The 18,789-nt window shown below is 68.2% G+C and carries 18 protein-coding genes; 17 read left to right on the top strand and 1 reads right to left on the bottom strand.

Translation table 11 applies throughout. The annotated features are described in order from the left end of the window. The first annotated feature begins 286 nt into the window (after positions 1–286). A complete protein-coding gene (locus ABZ863_RS08615; RefSeq protein ID WP_358532513.1) occupies positions 287–2,491 on the top strand; it encodes an arylsulfatase in 2,205 nt (734 codons plus the stop codon). A gap of 21 nt (positions 2,492–2,512) precedes the next feature. Here ABZ863_RS08615 and ABZ863_RS08620 read toward each other — a convergent pair whose 3' ends face one another. Further along, positions 2,513–3,097 carry a helix-turn-helix domain-containing protein gene (locus tag ABZ863_RS08620; protein WP_358532516.1) on the bottom strand — a complete coding sequence of 195 codons (585 nt, stop codon included), beginning with the start codon at positions 3,095–3,097 and terminating at the stop codon, positions 2,513–2,515. Positions 3,098–3,202: 105 nt separating this feature from the next. Here ABZ863_RS08620 and ABZ863_RS08625 point away from each other — a divergent pair, with 105 nt between their 5' ends. From ABZ863_RS08625 to ABZ863_RS08700, 16 genes are all read left to right on the top strand, one after another. Beyond that, positions 3,203–3,634: a tautomerase family protein gene (locus tag ABZ863_RS08625; RefSeq protein ID WP_358532518.1), complete on the top strand. Its 432-nt coding sequence runs from the start codon at positions 3,203–3,205 to the stop codon at positions 3,632–3,634. After that, positions 3,627–4,766, top strand: coding sequence for an alcohol dehydrogenase catalytic domain-containing protein (locus ABZ863_RS08630; RefSeq protein ID WP_358532522.1), 1,140 nt, complete (start codon positions 3,627–3,629; stop codon positions 4,764–4,766). Before ABZ863_RS08625 ends, ABZ863_RS08630 begins: the two co-directional genes overlap by 8 nt. A 285-nt stretch (positions 4,767–5,051) precedes the next feature. Continuing rightward, the gene (locus ABZ863_RS08635) at positions 5,052–5,855 is read left to right on the top strand and encodes an enoyl-CoA hydratase (protein WP_358532525.1); all 804 of its coding nucleotides are present in this window, start codon (positions 5,052–5,054) and stop codon (positions 5,853–5,855) included. Between the two features lie 55 nt (positions 5,856–5,910). Beyond that, entirely contained in the window at positions 5,911–6,822 is a 912-nt protein-coding gene (locus tag ABZ863_RS08640) for a LysR family transcriptional regulator (protein WP_358532527.1), read from the top strand. 156 nt (positions 6,823–6,978) lie between these two features. Then, positions 6,979–7,365, top strand: coding sequence for an OB-fold domain-containing protein (locus ABZ863_RS08645; RefSeq protein WP_358532530.1), 387 nt, complete (start codon positions 6,979–6,981; stop codon positions 7,363–7,365). Further along, positions 7,362–8,516: a thiolase gene (locus ABZ863_RS08650; RefSeq protein ID WP_358532533.1), complete on the top strand. Its 1,155-nt coding sequence runs from the start codon at positions 7,362–7,364 to the stop codon at positions 8,514–8,516. Before ABZ863_RS08645 ends, ABZ863_RS08650 begins: the two co-directional genes overlap by 4 nt. Next, entirely contained in the window at positions 8,513–9,196 is a 684-nt protein-coding gene (locus ABZ863_RS08655; protein WP_358532536.1) for a 3-oxoacid CoA-transferase subunit A, read from the top strand. Before ABZ863_RS08650 ends, ABZ863_RS08655 begins: the two co-directional genes overlap by 4 nt. After that, complete coding sequence (locus ABZ863_RS08660; protein WP_358532539.1) at positions 9,193–9,843, top strand: 3-oxoacid CoA-transferase subunit B; 651 nt, start codon at positions 9,193–9,195, stop codon at positions 9,841–9,843. Before ABZ863_RS08655 ends, ABZ863_RS08660 begins: the two co-directional genes overlap by 4 nt. Then, positions 9,836–11,020, top strand: coding sequence for an acyl-CoA dehydrogenase family protein (locus tag ABZ863_RS08665; protein ID WP_358532542.1), 1,185 nt, complete (start codon positions 9,836–9,838; stop codon positions 11,018–11,020). Before ABZ863_RS08660 ends, ABZ863_RS08665 begins: the two co-directional genes overlap by 8 nt. Then, positions 11,010–12,098 (top strand): acyl-CoA dehydrogenase family protein, encoded by a 1,089-nt coding sequence (locus tag ABZ863_RS08670; RefSeq protein ID WP_358532545.1) that lies wholly within the window; start codon positions 11,010–11,012, stop codon positions 12,096–12,098. The genes ABZ863_RS08665 and ABZ863_RS08670 overlap by 11 nt, the downstream gene beginning before the upstream one ends. Beyond that, positions 12,095–14,176 carry a 3-hydroxyacyl-CoA dehydrogenase NAD-binding domain-containing protein gene (locus tag ABZ863_RS08675; RefSeq protein ID WP_358532548.1) on the top strand — a complete coding sequence of 694 codons (2,082 nt, stop codon included), beginning with the start codon at positions 12,095–12,097 and terminating at the stop codon, positions 14,174–14,176. Before ABZ863_RS08670 ends, ABZ863_RS08675 begins: the two co-directional genes overlap by 4 nt. A gap of 137 nt (positions 14,177–14,313) precedes the next feature. Then, complete coding sequence (locus ABZ863_RS08680) at positions 14,314–15,621, top strand: MFS transporter (protein WP_358532551.1); 1,308 nt, start codon at positions 14,314–14,316, stop codon at positions 15,619–15,621. A 15-nt stretch (positions 15,622–15,636) separates the two neighbouring features. Further along, a complete protein-coding gene (locus ABZ863_RS08685) occupies positions 15,637–16,074 on the top strand; it encodes a hypothetical protein (protein WP_358532554.1) in 438 nt (145 codons plus the stop codon). A 106-nt stretch (positions 16,075–16,180) separates the two neighbouring features. Beyond that, positions 16,181–16,834: a helix-turn-helix domain-containing protein gene (locus ABZ863_RS08690; protein ID WP_358532557.1), complete on the top strand. Its 654-nt coding sequence runs from the start codon at positions 16,181–16,183 to the stop codon at positions 16,832–16,834. 8 nt (positions 16,835–16,842) lie between these two features. Continuing rightward, entirely contained in the window at positions 16,843–17,952 is a 1,110-nt protein-coding gene (locus ABZ863_RS08695; RefSeq protein WP_358532560.1) for an LLM class flavin-dependent oxidoreductase, read from the top strand. Beyond that, positions 17,952–18,611, top strand: coding sequence for a DsbA family oxidoreductase (locus ABZ863_RS08700; RefSeq protein WP_358532563.1), 660 nt, complete (start codon positions 17,952–17,954; stop codon positions 18,609–18,611). Before ABZ863_RS08695 ends, ABZ863_RS08700 begins: the two co-directional genes overlap by 1 nt. Positions 18,612–18,789: the final 178 nt, after the last annotated feature.

Raw genomic sequence — 18,789 nt, forward strand, 5'->3', positions numbered from 1 at the left:
GAGATAGTACTGGGAGCGCGATGCGGAGATCGTCGTTGATCCATCGGGCTTTCCCTTTCCTGCACCGTCGTTGGTGTTGGGGACCGATCTGATCGAGTGTCCTGCGTCGGCCTGGCTCGATCATCGTTGGCCAGGCTCGATCGTCGACATTGACACACGCGAGTTGTTATTGCAACATTCAACTTTGGCAAGCAAGATGCTCACCGAGAGCAGCGCCTGGTCTGTCCATTCAGGTCACCGAACACGAGTCGTCTGTCGCATCCACCGCAGAAGTTGGAGGCACATCATGCTGGGCCGTCCGCCAGCCGCACCCGGGTCCCCGAACATCTTGATCGTCCTGACCGATGATGTCGGTTTCGGCGCGTCGAGCGCGTTCGGCGGGCCGATCGACACGCCTGTCATGGACGCGCTCAGTCGGGAGGGCTTGCGGTACAACCAGTTCCACACCACGGCGATGTGCTCGCCGACGCGTGCCGCACTGCTGACCGGCCGTAATCATCACTCGGTCAATACCGGTGCGCTCACCAACATGGCGACTGATGTGGACGGCTATTCCTCGGTGATCCCGGAATCGGCGCCGACGATCGGCCACATCCTGCGTGCGCATGGCTACAACACGGCGTGGCTGGGCAAGAACCACAACACCCCGGACTGGGAGATCACCCCGGCCGGCCCGTTCGACCGCTGGCCGACGGGGATGGGCTTCGACTACTTCTACGGGTTCCAGAGCGCCGCGACGAGCCAGTTCCGGCCCACGCTGATCTCAGGAACAACCCCGATCGCGCCGCCGGAAGACGATCCGGACTACACCCTCGACCGCGATCTCGCCGACCACGCGATCGACTGGCTTCGCCTGCAGAGCACGCTGACCCCGGACCGGCCGTTCCTGTTGTATCTGGCGCCGGGCACCGCACATTCACCGCACCAGGCGCCCAAGGACTGGATCGAGCGGTACGCCGGGCGTTTCGACCAGGGCTGGGACCAGGTACGGGCGGAGACCTTCGAACGCCAGAAGGCCATGGGCATCGTCCCCGCCGATACCAGGATGAGCCCGCGCCCGGACGGGATTCCCGCCTGGGACTCGCTCACCCCGGAGCAACGCAAGCTCGCCACCCGCATGATGGAGGTCCACGCCGCGCAGCTGAGCCATTTCGAGCATCAGCTCGGCCGGGTGCTTGGCGAACTGGAACGTGCCGGGCGGTTGGAGAACACGGTGGTGTTCTACATCCAGGGTGACAACGGCGCCAGCGCTGAAGGCGGCCCGGAAGGATCGGTGAACGACTACACGGGGTTGAACGGGGTCCGCGTGTCGCTCGAGGACATGCTGGCGGCTTACGACGATCTCGGCGGTCCACTGTCCTTCGCGAACTATCCGTCGGGGTGGGCGTGGGCGATGAACACGCCGTTCAAGTGGCAGAAGCGGGTCGCTTCACACTTCGGCGGCACCCGCAACGGGCTGGTGGTGAGCTGGCCTGCCCGGCTTCGCGAGCACGGCGGCCAGATCCGCAGCCAGTTCCACCACGTCGTCGATATCGCGCCCACCATCTACGAAATCGCCGGTATCACCCCCGGTCCGGAGTTCCCCGGCATCGAACAACAGCCGATCGAAGGGGTCAGCATGTGCTACGCCTTCGAGGCTCCCGACGCGCCCGGCCGGCATCGCGAACAGTACTTCGAACTGCTCGGCAACCGGGCCTACTACAAGGACGGCTGGATCGCCTCCACCCGGCCGGAACAGCTGCCGTGGCAGGAAACGCAGAGCTCCGTGCCGCCGGAGGACTACGAATGGGAGCTCTACCACGTCGACCGCGACTTCGCGCAGGCCGACGACCTCGCGGCAGCCGACCCGGACCGCCTTGCCGAACTACGCAAGGACTTCGACGCCGCCGCCGAGCGGTACCACATCTATCCACTCAGCGCGCAGTGGGCGAGCCGGCTCAGCATGCACAACCGGCCCTACGTGTTCAACGGGCGACCGGAAATCACCCTGTACGGCTCCGAGATCCGCTACTTCGACCAGTCGTTCCCCGACATCAAGAACCGGTCGTGGGAGCTGGAGGCCGACCTCGTCGTGTCCGGTATGGACAGTGGCACGATCATCACCCAGGGCGGCTGGATGGTCGGCTGGGGCCTGTTCCTCTTCGACGGGGTGCCGACCTTTCTCTACAAGGCCCCTGCCGCCGCCCGCGGACCCGCCAGACTCGCCGCGGCCGCGCCACTGGGCCAAGGCAGCCACGTCGTGCGCGTCCGGTTCGACTACGACGGGGGCGGCCGCGGGAAGGGTGGCGACCTCACGCTGGAGGTCGACGGTGAGCACGCCGGCCGGTGCCGGCTGACCAGCACCACGGCCAGCCTGTTCGGCGGCGAGGGCGGATCGATCGGCCGCAGCTACGGCACCCCGATCTGCGCCGACTACGACATCCCGTTCCGCGCCACCTGCGATATCAAGGAGATCCGCCTGACCCTCGCCGACCGCGAAGGCGCTCCGTAGCCGGAGGTCGCCGCGAGGCCATCAGTTGCAGACTGTCGTTCTGGTCAGTTCTTCGAGCTGGGCGGATACCTGGTCGAGCGGTCGAGTGCTGCGCTGGGCGCGGCACATGGCCACGGCGCCCTCGGCCGCGGCGACCACGAGTGTGGCGAGTTGCCCGGCCGCCTGCGGGTCAGCGCCGTGTTGGCGCATCGAGTCGGCGAGTTGCGCCTCCCAGCCGTTGAACACCTCGGCCGCGGCGGCAAGGACTGCGGGGCGTTCATCGGCCGCGTGTTCTTCGATGGACACTGCGAGGACGGGACAACCGGCCTGGAAGTCGGTGCTGGTGATGATCTCGCGCCAGAGGGCGAGAAAGGCGCGGAGTCCTTCGACCGGGCCGGCCCGCAGCTCCTTGTCGAGCATCCGGGCCACGGCGTCACCGGCGAAGCGGACCGCTTCGGTGGCCAGTTGCTGTTTCCCGCCGGGGAAGTAGTGATATGTGGAGCCAAGCGGAGTCTGGGCATGTTTGGCGACCTCGCGGATGCTGGTCGCGTTGAGCCCGCGGCGGCGGATCATGTCAGCCGCTCCGGCGACGAGTTGCTGGCGCGACAACGGGTTCTGCTCGGTCATCGGCGTCCCTTCCTGGCTATAACACTCGTCATAGTGTAGCGTCGGCGCTGGCTATAACGACCGTTATAGCCAGTGGTGGACGCCGTACGAGCCGAGGAGTGCGCCATGCCGATGGTCCAACTGACCGCTCCCGTCGGAGCACTGACGTCAGAGGGAAGGGTGAGCATCCAGCGTGAGCTCGCGGCCGTGGTGTTGCGCTGGGAGGGCGCGCCGGACAACGAGTTCTTCCGCTCCCAGGCGTGGAGCTATCTGCACGAGCTACCCCAGCATGCACAGACCACTGCCGAGGACGACGGACCCCGCTTCCGGGTAGACGTCACAGTGCCCCAGGGCGCGCTGTCGGATCGCCGCAAGGCGGGACTGGTCAAGGACGCCACCGCGGCCGTGCTCGACGCCGCCGGGCTCGTCAAGGCCGACGCACTCCGCGTGTGGGTGCTCATCCACGAACAGGCTGAAGGCACCTGGGGCGCCGGCGGGGAGATCATCCGCTACGCCGAGCTGGTCTCTCTCGTTGAGGGGACGACGCCCGGTGCGTGAACTGCGGTTCGAGCGCAGCGGGCGGCTGGCCTGGCACGAACGCGACAAACCAGTCCTGCTGGATCCGGGCGATGCGATCGTGCGCCCGTTCATCGCCGGCCGCTGCGACGGCGACACCCTGCCGATTCACCGGCCGGTGTCCCGGCCGCTGCAGGCGGGCATGGCGCTCGGCCTTGTCGATCCGGTCGTCGGCAGCATCTGCGGGAAGATCCCCTTCCGCGGGCCCTTCGCCATCGGCCACGAGTGCGTTGCCGAGATCATCGCCCTCGGACCAGAGGTGACGCGGTTGAGGGTCGGGCAGCGGGTGATCGTGCCGTGGGCGGTGTCCTGCGGCACCTGCTCGCCCTGCCGGCGCGGCCTCACCTCCAAGTGCGTCACCGCAGCCCGGGGTGGAACGCTGGCCGCGTACGGTTTCGGGCCGGCCAGCGGCTCCTGGGGCGGCATGGTCACCGACGAGTTCCGGGTGCCCTTCGCCGAGCACATGCTCGTCCCGGTGCCGGCCGGCGTCCCCGCCGAGCGGGTGGCCGCCGCAAGCGACAACCTTGCCGATGCCTGGCGTGCGGTTGTGCCGCCACTGGCCGCCCGCGAAGGCGGCTCGGTGCTCGTTCTCGGTGGCGGCGCCAAGAGCATCGGCCTGTACGCAGCTGGTCTCGCTGTCGCGCACGGTGCCTCCGTTGTGGACTACGTCGATGACAGTGCCAGACGCCGCTCGATCGCCGAGTCCTTCGGCGCGAGATCCGTGACGACGCAGGTCCGGCCACGGCACCAGGGCTACGACGTCGTCGTCGAAGCGACCTCCCGTTCATCGGGGCTGCGGGACGCCGTGCGTGCGCTGGCGCCAGGGGGCGTGTGCACGGCCGTCGGCTACTACCTCGCCACCGGTACCCGGGTGCCGCTGATGCACATGTACGCGACCGACGCGACCTTGCGGCTGGGCGTCTCCCACGTCCGCGCGATCCTGCCCAGCCTGCTGGAATTCCTGCACCGCACCGGATTCCCCGCCGAGCGGGTCACGACGCGTACCGCCGACTGGGACGAGGCCCCCGACGCCTACACCGTCAGAACGACCAAACTCGTCCTGCGCCGCGAGCCACTCGCGCAGGACACCGTGGTGGGCGAGGAGACACCGTGATCAGCCGGGCGGCTTTCGGCGCTGACGAAGGCAGGCTTCGGAGAAGTCGACTGGATGTTTTCCGGCGGCGGTGCCTACGCTGATCGAAAGACAGCGAGCAATGAGGCAGATAAATGCTGGAGAACGCACTTCGCGGTATCAAAGTGCTCGATCTTTCCCGGATTCTTGCGGGGCCCTGGTGTTAGGCGGAGAAGCCGTCGCGCGGAACCTTCGTGCGGGCGGGCCGGACGGGCCGATGGTAGTCAAGCCCGGCTACGACCACGTCTTTCAGGGGATGGGTACCGAATGAGTCAGCAGAACACCGCGGCGCCGGTGTACCGGATCGACCTGCCGCATGCGGAGGCCGTCGTCGACGGTGCGGGAATCGCCACGCTGCGTATCACGAACGCCAAGTCGGCCAACATCCTCGGCACCCCGGTGATCCTCGACCTGACCACGGCACTCACCGGGCTCGCCCAGCGCACCGGCATTCGTGCGCTGGTGTTGCGTGGTAGCGGCGACAAGGCCTTCGCGGCCGGTGCCGACATCCACGAGATGGCGAGGCTCGACCAGCGCTCGGCAGAGCAGTTCATCGATCGGCTGCGCGTGCTGTGCGAGGCCGTGCGGCTGTTCCCGGTGCCCGTCATCTGCCGCATTCCTGACTGGACACTCGGCGGAGGCCTGGAGCTGGCGATGGCGTGCGACCTGCGGATCAGCAGCGATACCGCGCGCTTCGGCATGCCGGAGGTCGCGGTGGGCATCCCGTCGGTCATCCACGCGGCGCTCATGCCGAGGCTGATCGGTGCCGCCAGGGCTTCCTGGATGATTCTCACCGGCGAGTCGATCGATGCCGGGACTGCTCTGAGCTGGGGGCTCGTCGACGAGACCTGCCCGCTCGAGGAGCTCGACGCGCGGGTGGCCGAGCATGCAGCCCGCTTCGCTCGTTTCGGACCGGCCGTTCTGCGCCAACAGAAGCGTCTGCTGAGGGAGTGGGAGGGGCGTACCGTGTCCGATGCGGCCACGGCGAGTGTCGCCGAGTTCGGTGCGGCCTTCACGACCGGTGAGCCGCAGACGTACATGCAGCCGTTTCTCGACCGTGCGGCGCGTTGATATGCTCGCTCCCGCCAGGAAGCATCCCCAGCCGGGGGTGGCCGCGGGAGTATGGATGCGCTACGACCTCACCGATCTCCGGCTGTTTCATGCGATCGCCGAGGCACAGAGCCTGTCCGGCGGCGCCGCGGCCCTCTACATCACGGCCTCGTCGGCGAGCTACCGGCTCAAGAACCTCGAGCACGCTCTGGGCACCGAGTTGTTCACCCGCACACCGCGGGGGATGCGCCTGACGCCGGCGGGAAACGCGCTGCTCGACCACGTACGGGGCCTCCTCTCGGGTATCGAGCGGATGCAGGGCGACCTCGCGCGCTTCTCCGCGGGTTTGCGCGGCAATATTCGGATGTGGGCGAACAGCAGCGCGCTCAACGGGTTCATCCTGCCGAGCGTGAGCCGGTTCCTGCTGGCCAATCCCGACATCAACATCGATCTCGAGGAGCGTCCGAGCAGCTCGATCGTCGCCGGAGTGGTCGACAAGGACGTCGACATCGGTGTGTTCGCGGGACCGGTCTCGGCCGGTGGCGGGGCGAGGATCGTGCGCTACGCGCTCGACGAACTGATCGTGGTCGCCCCGATCGGGCATCCGCTCACCGCGTCCGACGAGGTGGACTTCGCGGCCACGCTCGACTTCGACTTCGTGTGCATGAGCCGGAGCAGCAGCAACTACCTGTTCCTCAAGGAGGTTGCGAGGCAGGCGGGTGTTCACCTCAACGTGCGTGTCCACGGCCACGACTTCGCCGCCGTCCTCCGGCTCGTGGAGGCCGGTGTCGGCATCGCCCTGGTACCCCGGAGCGTGGCCGAGGAGTACTTGCAGGACCTGCGAATCGCGGGGCTGCCATTACCCGAACCCTGGGCGCGCCGCGAGCTGCAACTGGCCACCCGGCACGACGAGACGCTGCCCGACTACACACAGGCGTTCGTAACCTTCCTGCTCGACGATCCGCGCGTCGCGGACACCCGTCTGTGAGGGCGACGAACGCAGCGTTCTGATCTCTCGGATCGCTTTCGGGGCGCGCGAGGCCTAGTCTCGAACGGAAAAGTTCGGCATCGCGCTCCCGGATCAATTTTGAATTGCCTGGGTACAGTGCACCGTCGGCCCTATCGGAGAAATGTAAGAATCAATATGTACGACATCCGCAATGAGGCGAGCAGTACGGGCGCGGACCATCGTTACCGCGCTTTTCTTGCAGAGGGAGAATTCCGCATTCCGCGCTGCGCGGAATGCGGTCGCGCCCACTTCTATCCCCGGGTGGTCTGTCCCTTCTGTGACTCGACGTCCCTGGAGTGGGTCCTCGCCTCGGGGCTCGGTCACGTCTACTCGACGACGGTCGTCCGGGGGCGGTCGGCGGCCTACAACGTCGCCCTGGTCGATCTCGAGGAAGGTCCCCGCATGATGACGCGGATCGACGGGCTTGCACCCGAGTCCGTCACCATTGGAATGCCGGTCCGGGCGAGGATCCTCGCCGACGACGAGCCGCTCATCGTGTTCGTCCCGGAGCAGCCCCGGTGAGCGGGCGCCGGAACGGCATCGCGGTGGCCGGCACCGGCCTGGCCGCGCTCGGCCACGCGGGATCCCGGAGCGAGCAGGACATCATCGCCCAGGCCGCACACACGGCGGTCAGGGCGAGCGGGCTGCGCATGTCGGACATCGACGGCCTGATCACGGCAAGCCTGACCTCGCCGTGGTGGGTCATGCGGATGGCCGAATACCTGGGTATCCGCCCGAGTTTCTCCGACTCGACCATGTTCGGCGGCTCGTCGTTCATTGCGGCGCTGGAGATCGCGCAGCTGGCGATCGCGGCGGGCCGGTGCGAGAACGTGCTGATCTGTTACGGAGCCACACCGCGCAGCGCCCCCAGCAGCTCGCAGATCAACCGGATGCGCGCCGAGCTCGATCCGCAGCACTACGAACATCCGTACAAGCCCTTCAACCCGGTGACCAGTTACGCGCTGGCGACGGCCCGGCACATGCACGAGTACGGAACGACCCGGGAGCAGCTCGCGGAGGTCGCGGTCTCGGCGCGACGCTGGGCCCAGCTCAATTCCGACGCCTTCGCCCGTGACTCACTGACCATCGATGACGTACTAGCGGCCCCGATGATCTCGGACCCGCTCACGGTGCGGGACTGCTGTCTGGTGACCGACGGTGCCGGTGCCTTCGTCGTCACGTCGTCGGAACGGGCAGCGGATCTGTGTCCTGCGCCTGTCGACGTGCTGGGAGTCGGCCACGCCCACTGGCACCGGCAGATCTCCAGCATGCCGGATCTGACGGTGACCCCGGCGGTGGACTCCGGGCGCAGGGCCTTCGCTACCGCCGGCCTGCGCCCGGCAGACATCGACATCGTCGAGCTGTACGACGCGTTCACCATCACCCCGATCCTGTTCCTCGAAGACCTGGGCTTCTGCGCCAAGGGCGAGGGCGGGGCATTCGTCGAGGGCGGCCGGACCGGGCCCGGCGGCTCGCTGCCGATGAACACCAACGGGGGAGGGCTCTCCTTCACCCATCCCGGGATGTACAGCATCTTCCTTGTTATCGAGGCCGTGACCCAGCTTCGCGGCCAGGCCGGCGATCGCCAGGTCGACGGCGCGCGTACCGCACTCGTGCACGGCAACGGCGGGGTCCTGTCCAGCGAGGCCACCGCGATCCTGGGGGTGTCATGATCGACAAGTTCGTCGCGACCCGCGCGGAGGCGGTGGCCGATATCCCCGACGGTGCCACCGTGCTGGTGAGCGGCTTCGGGACCTCGGGGCAGCCGGTCGAGCTGCTCGACGCACTGGCCGAACAGGGTGCCACGGGCCTGACGATCGTGTGCAACAACGGCGGTACCGGGGAGAGCGGCCTCGCCCGGCTGATCCGGCTCGGCCGTGTCGCCAAGTTGATCGCCTCCTACCCGCGGGGCGCCAACGCTCAGGCTTTCGAGGACGCGTACGCCAAGGGCGCCCTCGAATACGAGTGTGTCCCGCAGGGCACGCTGGCCGAGCGGCTGCGGGCGGCAGGCGGCGGACTCGGCGGCTTCTTCACGCCCACCGGTTACGGGACCCCACTCGCCGAGGGCAAGGAGACCCGGGTGATCGATGGCCGGGGCTACGTCTTCGAAACCCCACTGGGTGGCGATTTCGCGCTCGTCAAAGCTGCCACCGCGGATCGCTGGGGCAACCTCACCTACCGGTACGCCGGGCGCAACTTCGGCCCGCTCATGTGCATGGCCGCAAGCACGGCAGTGGCCGAAGTGGACAATCGCGTTCCCTTGGGCGACATGGATCCGGAGGTCGTGGTCACCCCCGGGATCTTCGTCCAGCGGGTCGTTCACGACGGCGCCGAGCAGGGGAGGACCGCATGAGCCGCACCCGCGTCGAGACGGCGCGAGCGATCGCGCGCGACATTCCACCCGGGTCCGTCGTCAACCTCGGTATCGGACTGCCCGTGACCGTGGTCGAGCACTGGGACGCCGCGGACGAGGTCATCGTCCACAGTGAGAACGGGATCCTCGGGATGCGAGCGCTGGCGCCCGGAGCCGCACCTGACCCGGACCTGGTCAACGCTGGGAAACAACCGGTCGGTCTCGTACCGGGCGCGGCGATCTTCCACCACGCGGACTCCTTCGCCATGATGCGCGGCGGCCATCTCGACTACTGTGTGCTCGGCGCCTATCAGGTCGCCGCCACCGGCGACCTCGCCAACTGGTCGCTCGGCCGACCGGACGTCGCGGCTGCGGTCGGCGGCGCGATGGACCTGGCCGTCGGCGCCAAGCGGGTCTTCGTGTTCATGGACCACCTGACCAAGGACGGCGAGTCACGGCTCGTCGAGAGCTGCACGCTGCCGCTGACCGGGGTCGGCTCGGTGACCCGCGTCTACACCGACCTCGCGACGCTCGACGTGACGCCGGCCGGGTTCCGGGCTCGCGAACTGGCGCCCGGCGTGACACCGGCTCAGCTGCAGGAGGTCACGGCCGCGCCCGTCGACCTCCGGGGCGTGACACATGGGTGAACGCGCCGATCTCGCCGGGTTCCGCGCGGAGGTGCGTGCGTTCCTCGAGGCCGAACTTCCGGACCGCCTGCGGCACAAGGTGATCCACCACCATCACCTGGTACCCGAGGACTTCCTTGCGTGGCAGCGGATCCTGTACCGGCGCGGCTGGGTCGCCCCGGGGTGGCCGGACGAGTACGGCGGTGTTGCGTGGTCGGCCGACCAGCGGCAGATATTCGACGACGAGGCCGCGATCGCGGGCGCACCCGAGACATCGCCGTTCGGGCTGCGGATGGTCGGCCCGGTGCTCCTGAAGTTCGGTACCGACTCGCAGCGGGCCCGTTACCTCCCGCGAATCCTCACCGGTGAGGACTGGTGGTGCCAGGGTTTCAGCGAGCCCGGCGCCGGTTCCGACCTGGCCTCGTTGCGGCTTCGCGCCGACGTGACCGGCCACGGCTTCGTGGTCAACGGGCAGAAGACCTGGACGACGTTCGCCCAGTACGCCGACATGATGTTCTGTCTCGCCAGGACCGATCCCGGCTCCCAGGCCCACGCCGGGATCTCGTTTCTCCTCGTGGACATGCGGTCGCCGGGGATCACGGTACGTCCGATCCGGACACTCGACGGCGGCACCGAGATCAACGACGTGTTCTTCGATGACGTCGTGGTACCGGCCGGGAACCTGGTCGGACAGCTCGGCGAGGGCTGGGCGTGCGCGAGATACCTACTCTCCAGAGAGCGGTTCGGCGCCGCGCGCTTCGGCCGTGCCCGTCGCGAGTTCCGGTTTCTGCGGCGGCTGAGCACCGCCGAGGGCCCGGACGGGAGCCGCCCGGTGGACGACCCGCTGCTCGCCGCCGCACTGGCCCGCCTGGAGGTCGACCTGCTCGCCCTCGAAGAAGCGAACGTGCGGCTGGTGGAACAGGACCTGGCGGGCGCAGGTCATGGCGCCGAAGCGTCGATCCTCAAACTCCTCGGTACGGACCTCGCCCGCCGGATCAGCGAGCACCTGGTCGAGGTGGCCGGCTTGCGGGCGCTGCCACTTCGCCCCACCGAAGAGCCGGAGGACCCGCACGCGCAGCTTGCTCGTTTCGAGCTCAACCTGCGCAAGATCACGATCTATGGGGGTGCCGACGAGGTCCAGCGAGATCTCATCGCCCGGCACGCCCTCGGCCTCCGGGAGGCACGCCGTGCCGGCTGAAGACGACGCCCGTGCGCTCGCCGAAGGACTCGGCGACTACTTGCGGCGCGACTACCCGGAACCCGGCCCCAAGACTGCGGCAGCCGACGCTGGGCTGTGGGAGCATCTCGCGGCCATCGGGGCACTCGGGCTGACCGTTGCGACGGAGTACGGCGGCGAGGGCGCCACCCCCGTCGAGACCTACTACCTGGCGGAGACTCTCGGCCGGCACCTCGTGACGGCGCCCTACCTGACGGCGCTCGTGTGCGGGCGGATCCTCGCCGCGGCGGGAGACCCCGGCGCAGCGGCCCGCGCCGAACTGTTCGCCGGCAGGCAACTCGTCGGGCTCGCGCACGGCGAGGGTTCTGCTGACCACCCCGATGCCCCGGTCGGTACCACGGCGACTCGCACCACTGGCGTTGGCTGGCGGTTGAGCGGGAGCAAGTGCGTTGTGATGGACGGTGGCGCCGCGGACCTGTTCGTCGTCTCGGCCCGCCCCGCCGCCGCGGGCCCATTGCTCTTCCTCGTGCCCCGCTCCGCTGAGGGGCTCTCGCTCCAGCCGTATCCCACGATCGACGGCCGCGGGGCGGTGGACCTGCACCTGGACGAGGTCCGGGTACCGGAACAGGCTCTGCTGGGCGGGGTACCGGAACTGCTCGGCCCCGCCTACGACGAGGTCACCGCCGCCAGCTGTGCCGAGGCGGTCGGGGTGATCGGAACCGTGCTCGACGCCACCGTCGAGCACGTCCGCACCCGGCGGCAGTTCGGCGCTCCGCTGGGCTCGCTGCAGGTAGTCCGGCATCGGCTGGTCGAGTTGCTGCTCTTGCAGGAACAGAGCCGCTCCCTCGCGCTTCGCGCTGCCCGTGAGCTGGCGGCAGGTGCGCCCACGGCCGCGCGGACGGTGGCCGCGGCGAAGGTGAAGTGCAACGAGGCAGCGGCGTTCGCCGGTCGCGAGAGCGTGCAACTGCACGGGGGCCTCGGCATGACCGACGAGCTCCCGCTGAGCAACTTCGTCAAGCGCCTGCTCGTGATCCAGCGTTCCTTTGGCGAAACGCGCCACCATCTCGCACGTCTGTCCAATTCGGAGGAAGCGCAATGACCACTGTTCCCGACGCCGGGGTCCGTTACACTGTGGACGGTGACATCGCGGTCATCCTCGTGGACAATCCACCCGTCAACGGTCTCGGAGACGCTCAGCGGCGCGGGATCGCGGATGCCCTGAGCCGAAGCGCCGGAGACCCCGCCGTCCGCGCTGTGGTGCTGGCCGGCGCGGGGGCGGTGTTCTCCGGTGGGTCTGACGTGCGTCAGTTCAACACGCCCGCCGCCACCGCGGAGCCAACACTGCGCCGAGTGATCGCCGCGTTGCAGGCGTCCGAGATCCCGGTGGTGGCCGCGATCAGCGGTGTCGCACTCGGGGGTGGCCTGGAACTCGCACTCGGTTGCCACTACCGCATCGTCGCCGGGGACGCGCGTCTCGGTCTTCCCGAGGTCACCCTTGGCCTGGTCCCCGGAGCCGGTGGGACACAACGGCTTCCGCGGTTGATCGGAATTCAGCAGGCCCTGGACATCGCGCAGCATGGTCGCTCGCTCGTCGGCAGGGCCGCGGTCGACGCCGGGCTCGCGGACGCGGTCTTCGACGGCGACCCGGTACAGGCGGGCGTCGCGTTCGCCCGTTCCGTGACGACCACGGTCACCGTGAATCCGGGCCCGGTCGATGCCGCGGGGGTCGACTTCAGCGCCCTGCGGGCAAGCGTGAGCCGTCGGGCGCGTAACCGGGATGCCCAGCTCGCCGTGATCGACTGCGTTGCCGCGGCAACCCGGCTGCCGCTGGAGGAGGGGCTGGACTTCGAGCGGGCCGTCTTCGACCGGCTGGTGGCCGAACCGACCTCGAAGGCGTTGCGCCACCTGTCTTTCGCCGAGCGCAAGTCATCCAAAGTGGAGGGCTGGGCGACCACGCCACCCGCCCGTCCGATCGGCTCCGTCGGCATCGTGGGCGCGGGGACCATGGGCATCGGCATCGCCATGGCCGTCGCGAACGCGGGCCTGCCCGTGACACTGATCGACAGCTCCGCCGAGAGTCTGGAGCGCGGACTGGCCGCCGTGCGCACCAACTACGAGATCACGGCAGGCAAAGGCCGGCTCACGGCCGCCGAAGTGGACGAACGGATCGCGCGCATCGCCCCGTCCCTCGACGACAGCGCCCTCGCGGACGCCGATCTCGTCATCGAAGCCGTCTTCGAGGACATGCCCGTCAAGCAGCGGTTGTTTGCCCGTCTTGACCAGGTCTGCAAGCCGGGAGCCGTTCTGGCGACGAACACCTCGCGGCTCGACGTCGATGCGATCGCGGCCGTCACCGACCGCCCAGAGGACGTCATCGGCCTGCATTTCTTCAGTCCTGCCAACGTGATGAAGCTCCTGGAAGTCGTCAGGGGCGCCCGGACCTCCGACGAGGTCATCGCCACCAGCCTCGCGTTCGCCACGTTCATCGGGAAGATTCCCGTGCTGGTCCGGGTCGGCGAGGGGTTCGTCGGGAACCGGATGCTGACCCCCTACTGGCGAGAGGCCTGGTTCCTGCTCGAGGAAGGCGCGTCGCCGCAGCAGATCGACAGTGCGATGACCGGCTTCGGGATGGCCATGGGCCCGCTGGCGACAGCCGACCTCGCCGGTCTGGACATCAACTGGGCTACCCGCAAGCGACTCGCGCCGACCCGCCCGGCCCACCTGCGGTACTCCGCGGTCGCCGACCGGATCTGCGAGCTGGGCCGCTTCGGTCAGAAGACCGGAGCCGGCTTCTATCGCTACGAGCCCGGTAGCCGTATCCCGTTGCCGGATCCTGAGGTCGACGCCATCGCCGAACGGTGTGCCAAGGAAGCCGGCATCACCCGCCGCACGATCACCGACGAGGAGATCGTCACCCGCTGTGTGCTCGCCCTGGTCAACGAGGGCGCTTTCGTTGTCCAGGAAGGCATCGCGCAGCGGGCGTCGGACGTCGACGTCGTCTACTGCAATGGGTACGGCTTCCCCGCCTGGCGGGGAGGGCCGATGTACTACGCCCAGACCTTGGGCCTCGCACACGTCGTCGAGCGGCTGGAAGCACTTCACGCCGAGCACGGCGAGCAGTGGACACCGGCCCCGCTGCTCGTCGAGGCCGCGGCGGCCGGCACGAACCGGCTCTGACGCCACGTATCAGCTCCCACAGCCCTCGCCCCGCGCGACACCACGAAAGGACAAGGTAGTCCACCATGTCGCAGGAAAACACGTCTTCCAGCAGCAGCAACAACAATGCCCCACCCGCGGTCGATGGAAACCCCCGGATGGCCAGGCGAGCCGGCATCGCCGCCTTCATCGGCACCACCATCGAGATCTTCGACTTCACGATCTACAGCACGGCCTCCGCGCTCGTCCTCGGCACACTCTTCTTCCCGGAGGTCTCCCCGGCGACCGGCACTCTGGTCGCCTTCGCCACGATCTGGGCGGGATTCATCGCCCGGCCGCTGGGTGGCGTGATCTTCGGGCATTTCGGCGACCGGGTGAGCCGGAAGAAGATGCTGATCATCAGCCTCTCTATGATGGGGGTGGCCACGACCGCTGTCGGCGCCCTGCCGACCTACGAGTCGATCGGCCTGCTCGCGCCGGTCCTCCTCGTGCTGTTCCGGATGCTGCAGGGCATCGCGATGGGCGGTGAGTGGGGCGGGGCCGTGCTCATCGCCACCGAGCACGCCCCGAAGAACAAGAAGATCCTCTACGGCGCGTTCGCCCAGCAGGGTGCGCCCGTAGGCACCTTGCTCGGCACGATCGCCTTCATGCTCATCACTCAGCTGCCGGAAGAGCAGTTCACCGGCTGGGGATGGCGCCTGCCCTTCCTGTTCTCCGCCGTCCTCGTCGTGGTGGGCATCGTGATCCGGTCGCAGCTCGAGGAGTCGCCGGAAATGGACCGGCTTCGCCGTCAGAGCGAGGTCGTGCGGATTCCGGTGCTCGAGGTTCTCAAGAACTCCAAGAAGATCATCGTGCTGGGCGTGCTGGGCGGCGCGATCGGGATGGCCGGCAGCTACGTCAAGACCACGTTCGCGCTGTCGTGGGCGACGAGCGAGCTGGGCTTCGACCGCTCGACTTTCCTCAGCATCATCACGGTCGCCCTTGTCGTGCAGGTGATCGTCCAGCCGTTCGGTGCCGTGCTGGCCACCAGGTTCCCGGCGAGGAACGTCATCCTGTGGGTGCTGCTGCCCGAGATCGTCCTGATGCCACTGATGTTCGGCGCCATCGGCACCGGGTCGATTCCCTGGATCATCGTCACGATGGGGCTGGCGACGCTTCCGCACGCGATGTTCTACGCGACCCTGGCCGGCATACTGGCGAACTCGTTCCCCGCCCGAACGCGCTACACCGGCATCTCGGTGGCTTACCAGCTCTCGACGACCCTCTTCGCCGGCACCGCTCCGTTCGTGTGCCAGTTCCTCCTCAACTCCACTGGCTCGATCGTCTCGGTGATGGTGCTGACGGTGGTCTACGTCCTGCTGTCAGTCGGGTGTTCCCTCGCCCTTCTCCGGCACAACGCGACAGCTACGACGAAATCCGGCGACCGAAGCGAGCGTGCCGCCGTCGCGCCCGAGCCGAGCAACTGACGGACAGCAGGACACATGCGAATCTTCACCGAGCCCGCCGCCCTGCTCCGGGCGGTCGGGGAGCCACTAGGGACGAGTCCGGCTCTGACGGTCGGTGACGAGCACGTCTCTCGCTTCGCTCGCGCGGCAGGTGCCGGCTCGGACGGTTTGTCCGGCGCCGGCACCGTGCCGCCCTTCCTCGTTCTGTCCCTGGCCGCGGGTTTCCGATCCCGGATCTACGAGGTTCGGCAGACCGCCTCGGCCGTCAACTACGGGCTCAACCGCGTTCGGTTCGGCGAGGCCGTTCACATCGGCGATCAACTGGTGGCGAACGCGACCCTCGTCGCCGCCGACCAGTCGGACCGTGGTGTGGTCCGCGCCTGCGTGGCGCTGACCATCAGCGTGCGGGGGGTTTCAGCCTGCGAAGCCGAGACCGTCACGATCTATCACCCTGTCGCGGGTCGCGTCGGCTGAGCGCGGGGACGGTCGCCCGGTTCCCTGGAGCAGCTAAGTGACGCACTTGCGTCGGTTGCTGTGCTAACCTAAGTGGCGCACATCTTCCATTTAGGCGGGTGATCATATGGTGGCCGGGGCGGCATCGTTGCGGGCTGACGCGGCGCGTAACCGGGAGCTGATTCTGGCTGCTGCGCGTGAGGTTTTCGCCGAGAGCGGGCTTGACGTGTCGATGCGGCAGATCGCGCTGCGGGCCGGGGTGGGGGAGCCGACGCTGCGTCGCCGGTTCGGGTCGAAGGAGGAGCTGGTCGCCGAAGCGTTCGAGGACAAGGTCGGGGCGTACGCCGACCTGGCGAACGCCGCACTGGAGGCACCGGACCCGGCCGCGGGTTTCCGCGGGTTCCTGGAGAAGGTGACGGCGATGCAGCTCGTCGACCGCGGATTCGCGGACGTGCTGACGATGACGTTCCCGCCGACGATGCGCTGCGAGCAGCATCGCCGCCGTTCCTATGAGGCCATCGAACGGCTGATTGCCAAGGCCAAGGACGCCGGGGTGCTGCGGCGGGACTTCGTCGCGGAGGACATCGTGCTGGTCCTGCTTGCGCACGCCGGCGTGGTCGGTGGTGCGGGCAAGCTGGCCGGGTCGTTCTCGGCCCGGCTACTGGCCTTCCTGTTCGAGGGGTTCGGCTTGAACGCCGGAGACGCGCTGCCACCGGCACCGTCTGCCGCACAGGTCTACCGGGCGCTGCTCCGGCTGCACGACGACAAGAAACAGGGGTAGTGACTCACATGAAGATCGGCTGGTTCACCTTCGCCGACGTTCCGGCCGGGGATGCCTCGGCTGCCCGTCGACGCATCCCCGAACTCATCGAGGAGATCGCCCTCGCCGACGAGGTCGGCCTCGACATCTTCGGTCTCGGCGAGCACCACCACCCGGGCTTCGCTGCTCCGGCGCCGGCTGTGATTCTGGCCGCCGCGGCGGCACGCACCAAGAACATCCGGCTCACCAGCGCGGTGTCAGTGCTCGGCTCCGACGACCCGGTGCGGGTCTTCGAGCAGTTCACCGCCCTGGACCTCGTCTCCGGCGGCCGCGCGGAGATCATGGCGGGCCGGGGTGCGCTGCTCGATTCCTTCCGTATCTTCGGCCATGATCTCGCCGACTACGACGCCTTGTTCGAGGAGAAGCTGAAGCTGCTGCTCGACCTGCGCGGGACTGGGCCGGTCACGTGGTCGGGCCGGTTCCGGCCACCGCTGGAGGGCGAGCTGATTGTGCCGCGGCCCGTGCAGAATCCGTTGCCGGTGTGGCTCGCAGTCGGGGGCACACCCAGTTCCGTGGTCCGGGCCGCGCGGCTGGGTCTGCCGCTGGCCCTGGGCACCATCGGCGGCGACGCCACACACTTCGCACCGTTCGTCGAGCTCTATCGCGAGGGCATCGAGCGGTTCGGCCAGCCGGCGTTGCCGATAGCGGTCACCCTGCACGGCTTCGTCGCGGACACCTCCCAGAAAGCCGGCGACATCTACTTCCCGGCAGATGCGGTGCTCTTCAACACCGCGGGAGCAGCCCGGGGTGTGCGTGGAGTGACCGCGGCGCACATCGCCGCCAAGAACGGCCCCGGCAGCATGTACGCCGTCGGCTCACCACAGCAGGTGATCGAGAAGCTGCTTCACCAGCACGAGATTCTCGGCCATCAGAGCACCATGCTGCAGCTGGCCGTCGGGCCGATCGAACATCGCGACATCATGCGCGCCATCGAGTTGCTGGGCACCGAAGTCGCCCCTGCCGTGCGGGCGGAAGTCGCCCGTCGCCAGCGATCCCGGACCCCTGAAACCAGCCCGTTCGCGCTGCTGCCGTCCGCCGACGGCGCAGGCATGTGCAATGTGGACGGAGAGTGCCACTGATGACCCAGTTCGAGCAGACAGACGACTGCGTCACCGTCGACGTCTGGAGCGACATCATGTGCCCGTTCTGCTACCTGGGCGACACACTGCTGGCCCAGGCAGCCGTGAAGTTCGAGCACGAGGTCGACATCCGCTACCACAGCTACCAGCTCATGCCACACCTCCCGGATGATCACGCCGTCGACCTCACCGAACTGCTGGAGACCGAACGCGGTTTTCCCCGCGCACAGGCAGAAGCGATGAACGCTCAGGTCACAGCGCGCGCCGCAGAGGCCGGTCTCGACTACCGCCTGGACCGAGCCATCGCCACGAACACCAAGTCCGCCCATCGGCTCATCCACTTCGCCCGCGACCACGGCCGCCAGCACGACATGGTCGAGCGGCTCTTCCGCGCCTACTTCACCGATGGGCTCCATGTCGGCGACTACGACGTCCTCGCCGGCCTCGCCGACGACATCGGACTCGACCGAACCGCCGCGCGCGCAGCACTCGACAGCGGCGCCTACGGCGATGACGTCGACAATGACGTGAACCGTGCTCGCCAGCTCGGCATCACCGGCGTCCCGTTCTTCGTCTTCGACGGCAAGTACGCCGTCTCCGGAGCGCAACCCGTCGAGGCCTTCCTTCAGGCCCTGCAGGTGGCGTGGACCGCAAAGTAGCTCCGTTGCGTTGAATCCAGGCCGGCTCACCGTGCTGTCCACAAACGACATCACCGGAATGCCCTTCTTCGTCGTCGACGGCAATTGGGCGGCCGTGGCGCCCAACCCGTCGAAGCCTCCCTGCAAGCCCTCTCGCGCGCGGCTGCGCCGTGACGGCAGGGACAACTGTGCTTTTTAG

Source organism: Saccharomonospora sp. NPDC046836, assembly GCF_040645195.1.
GTDB lineage: Bacteria > Actinomycetota > Actinomycetes > Mycobacteriales > Pseudonocardiaceae > Prauserella_A.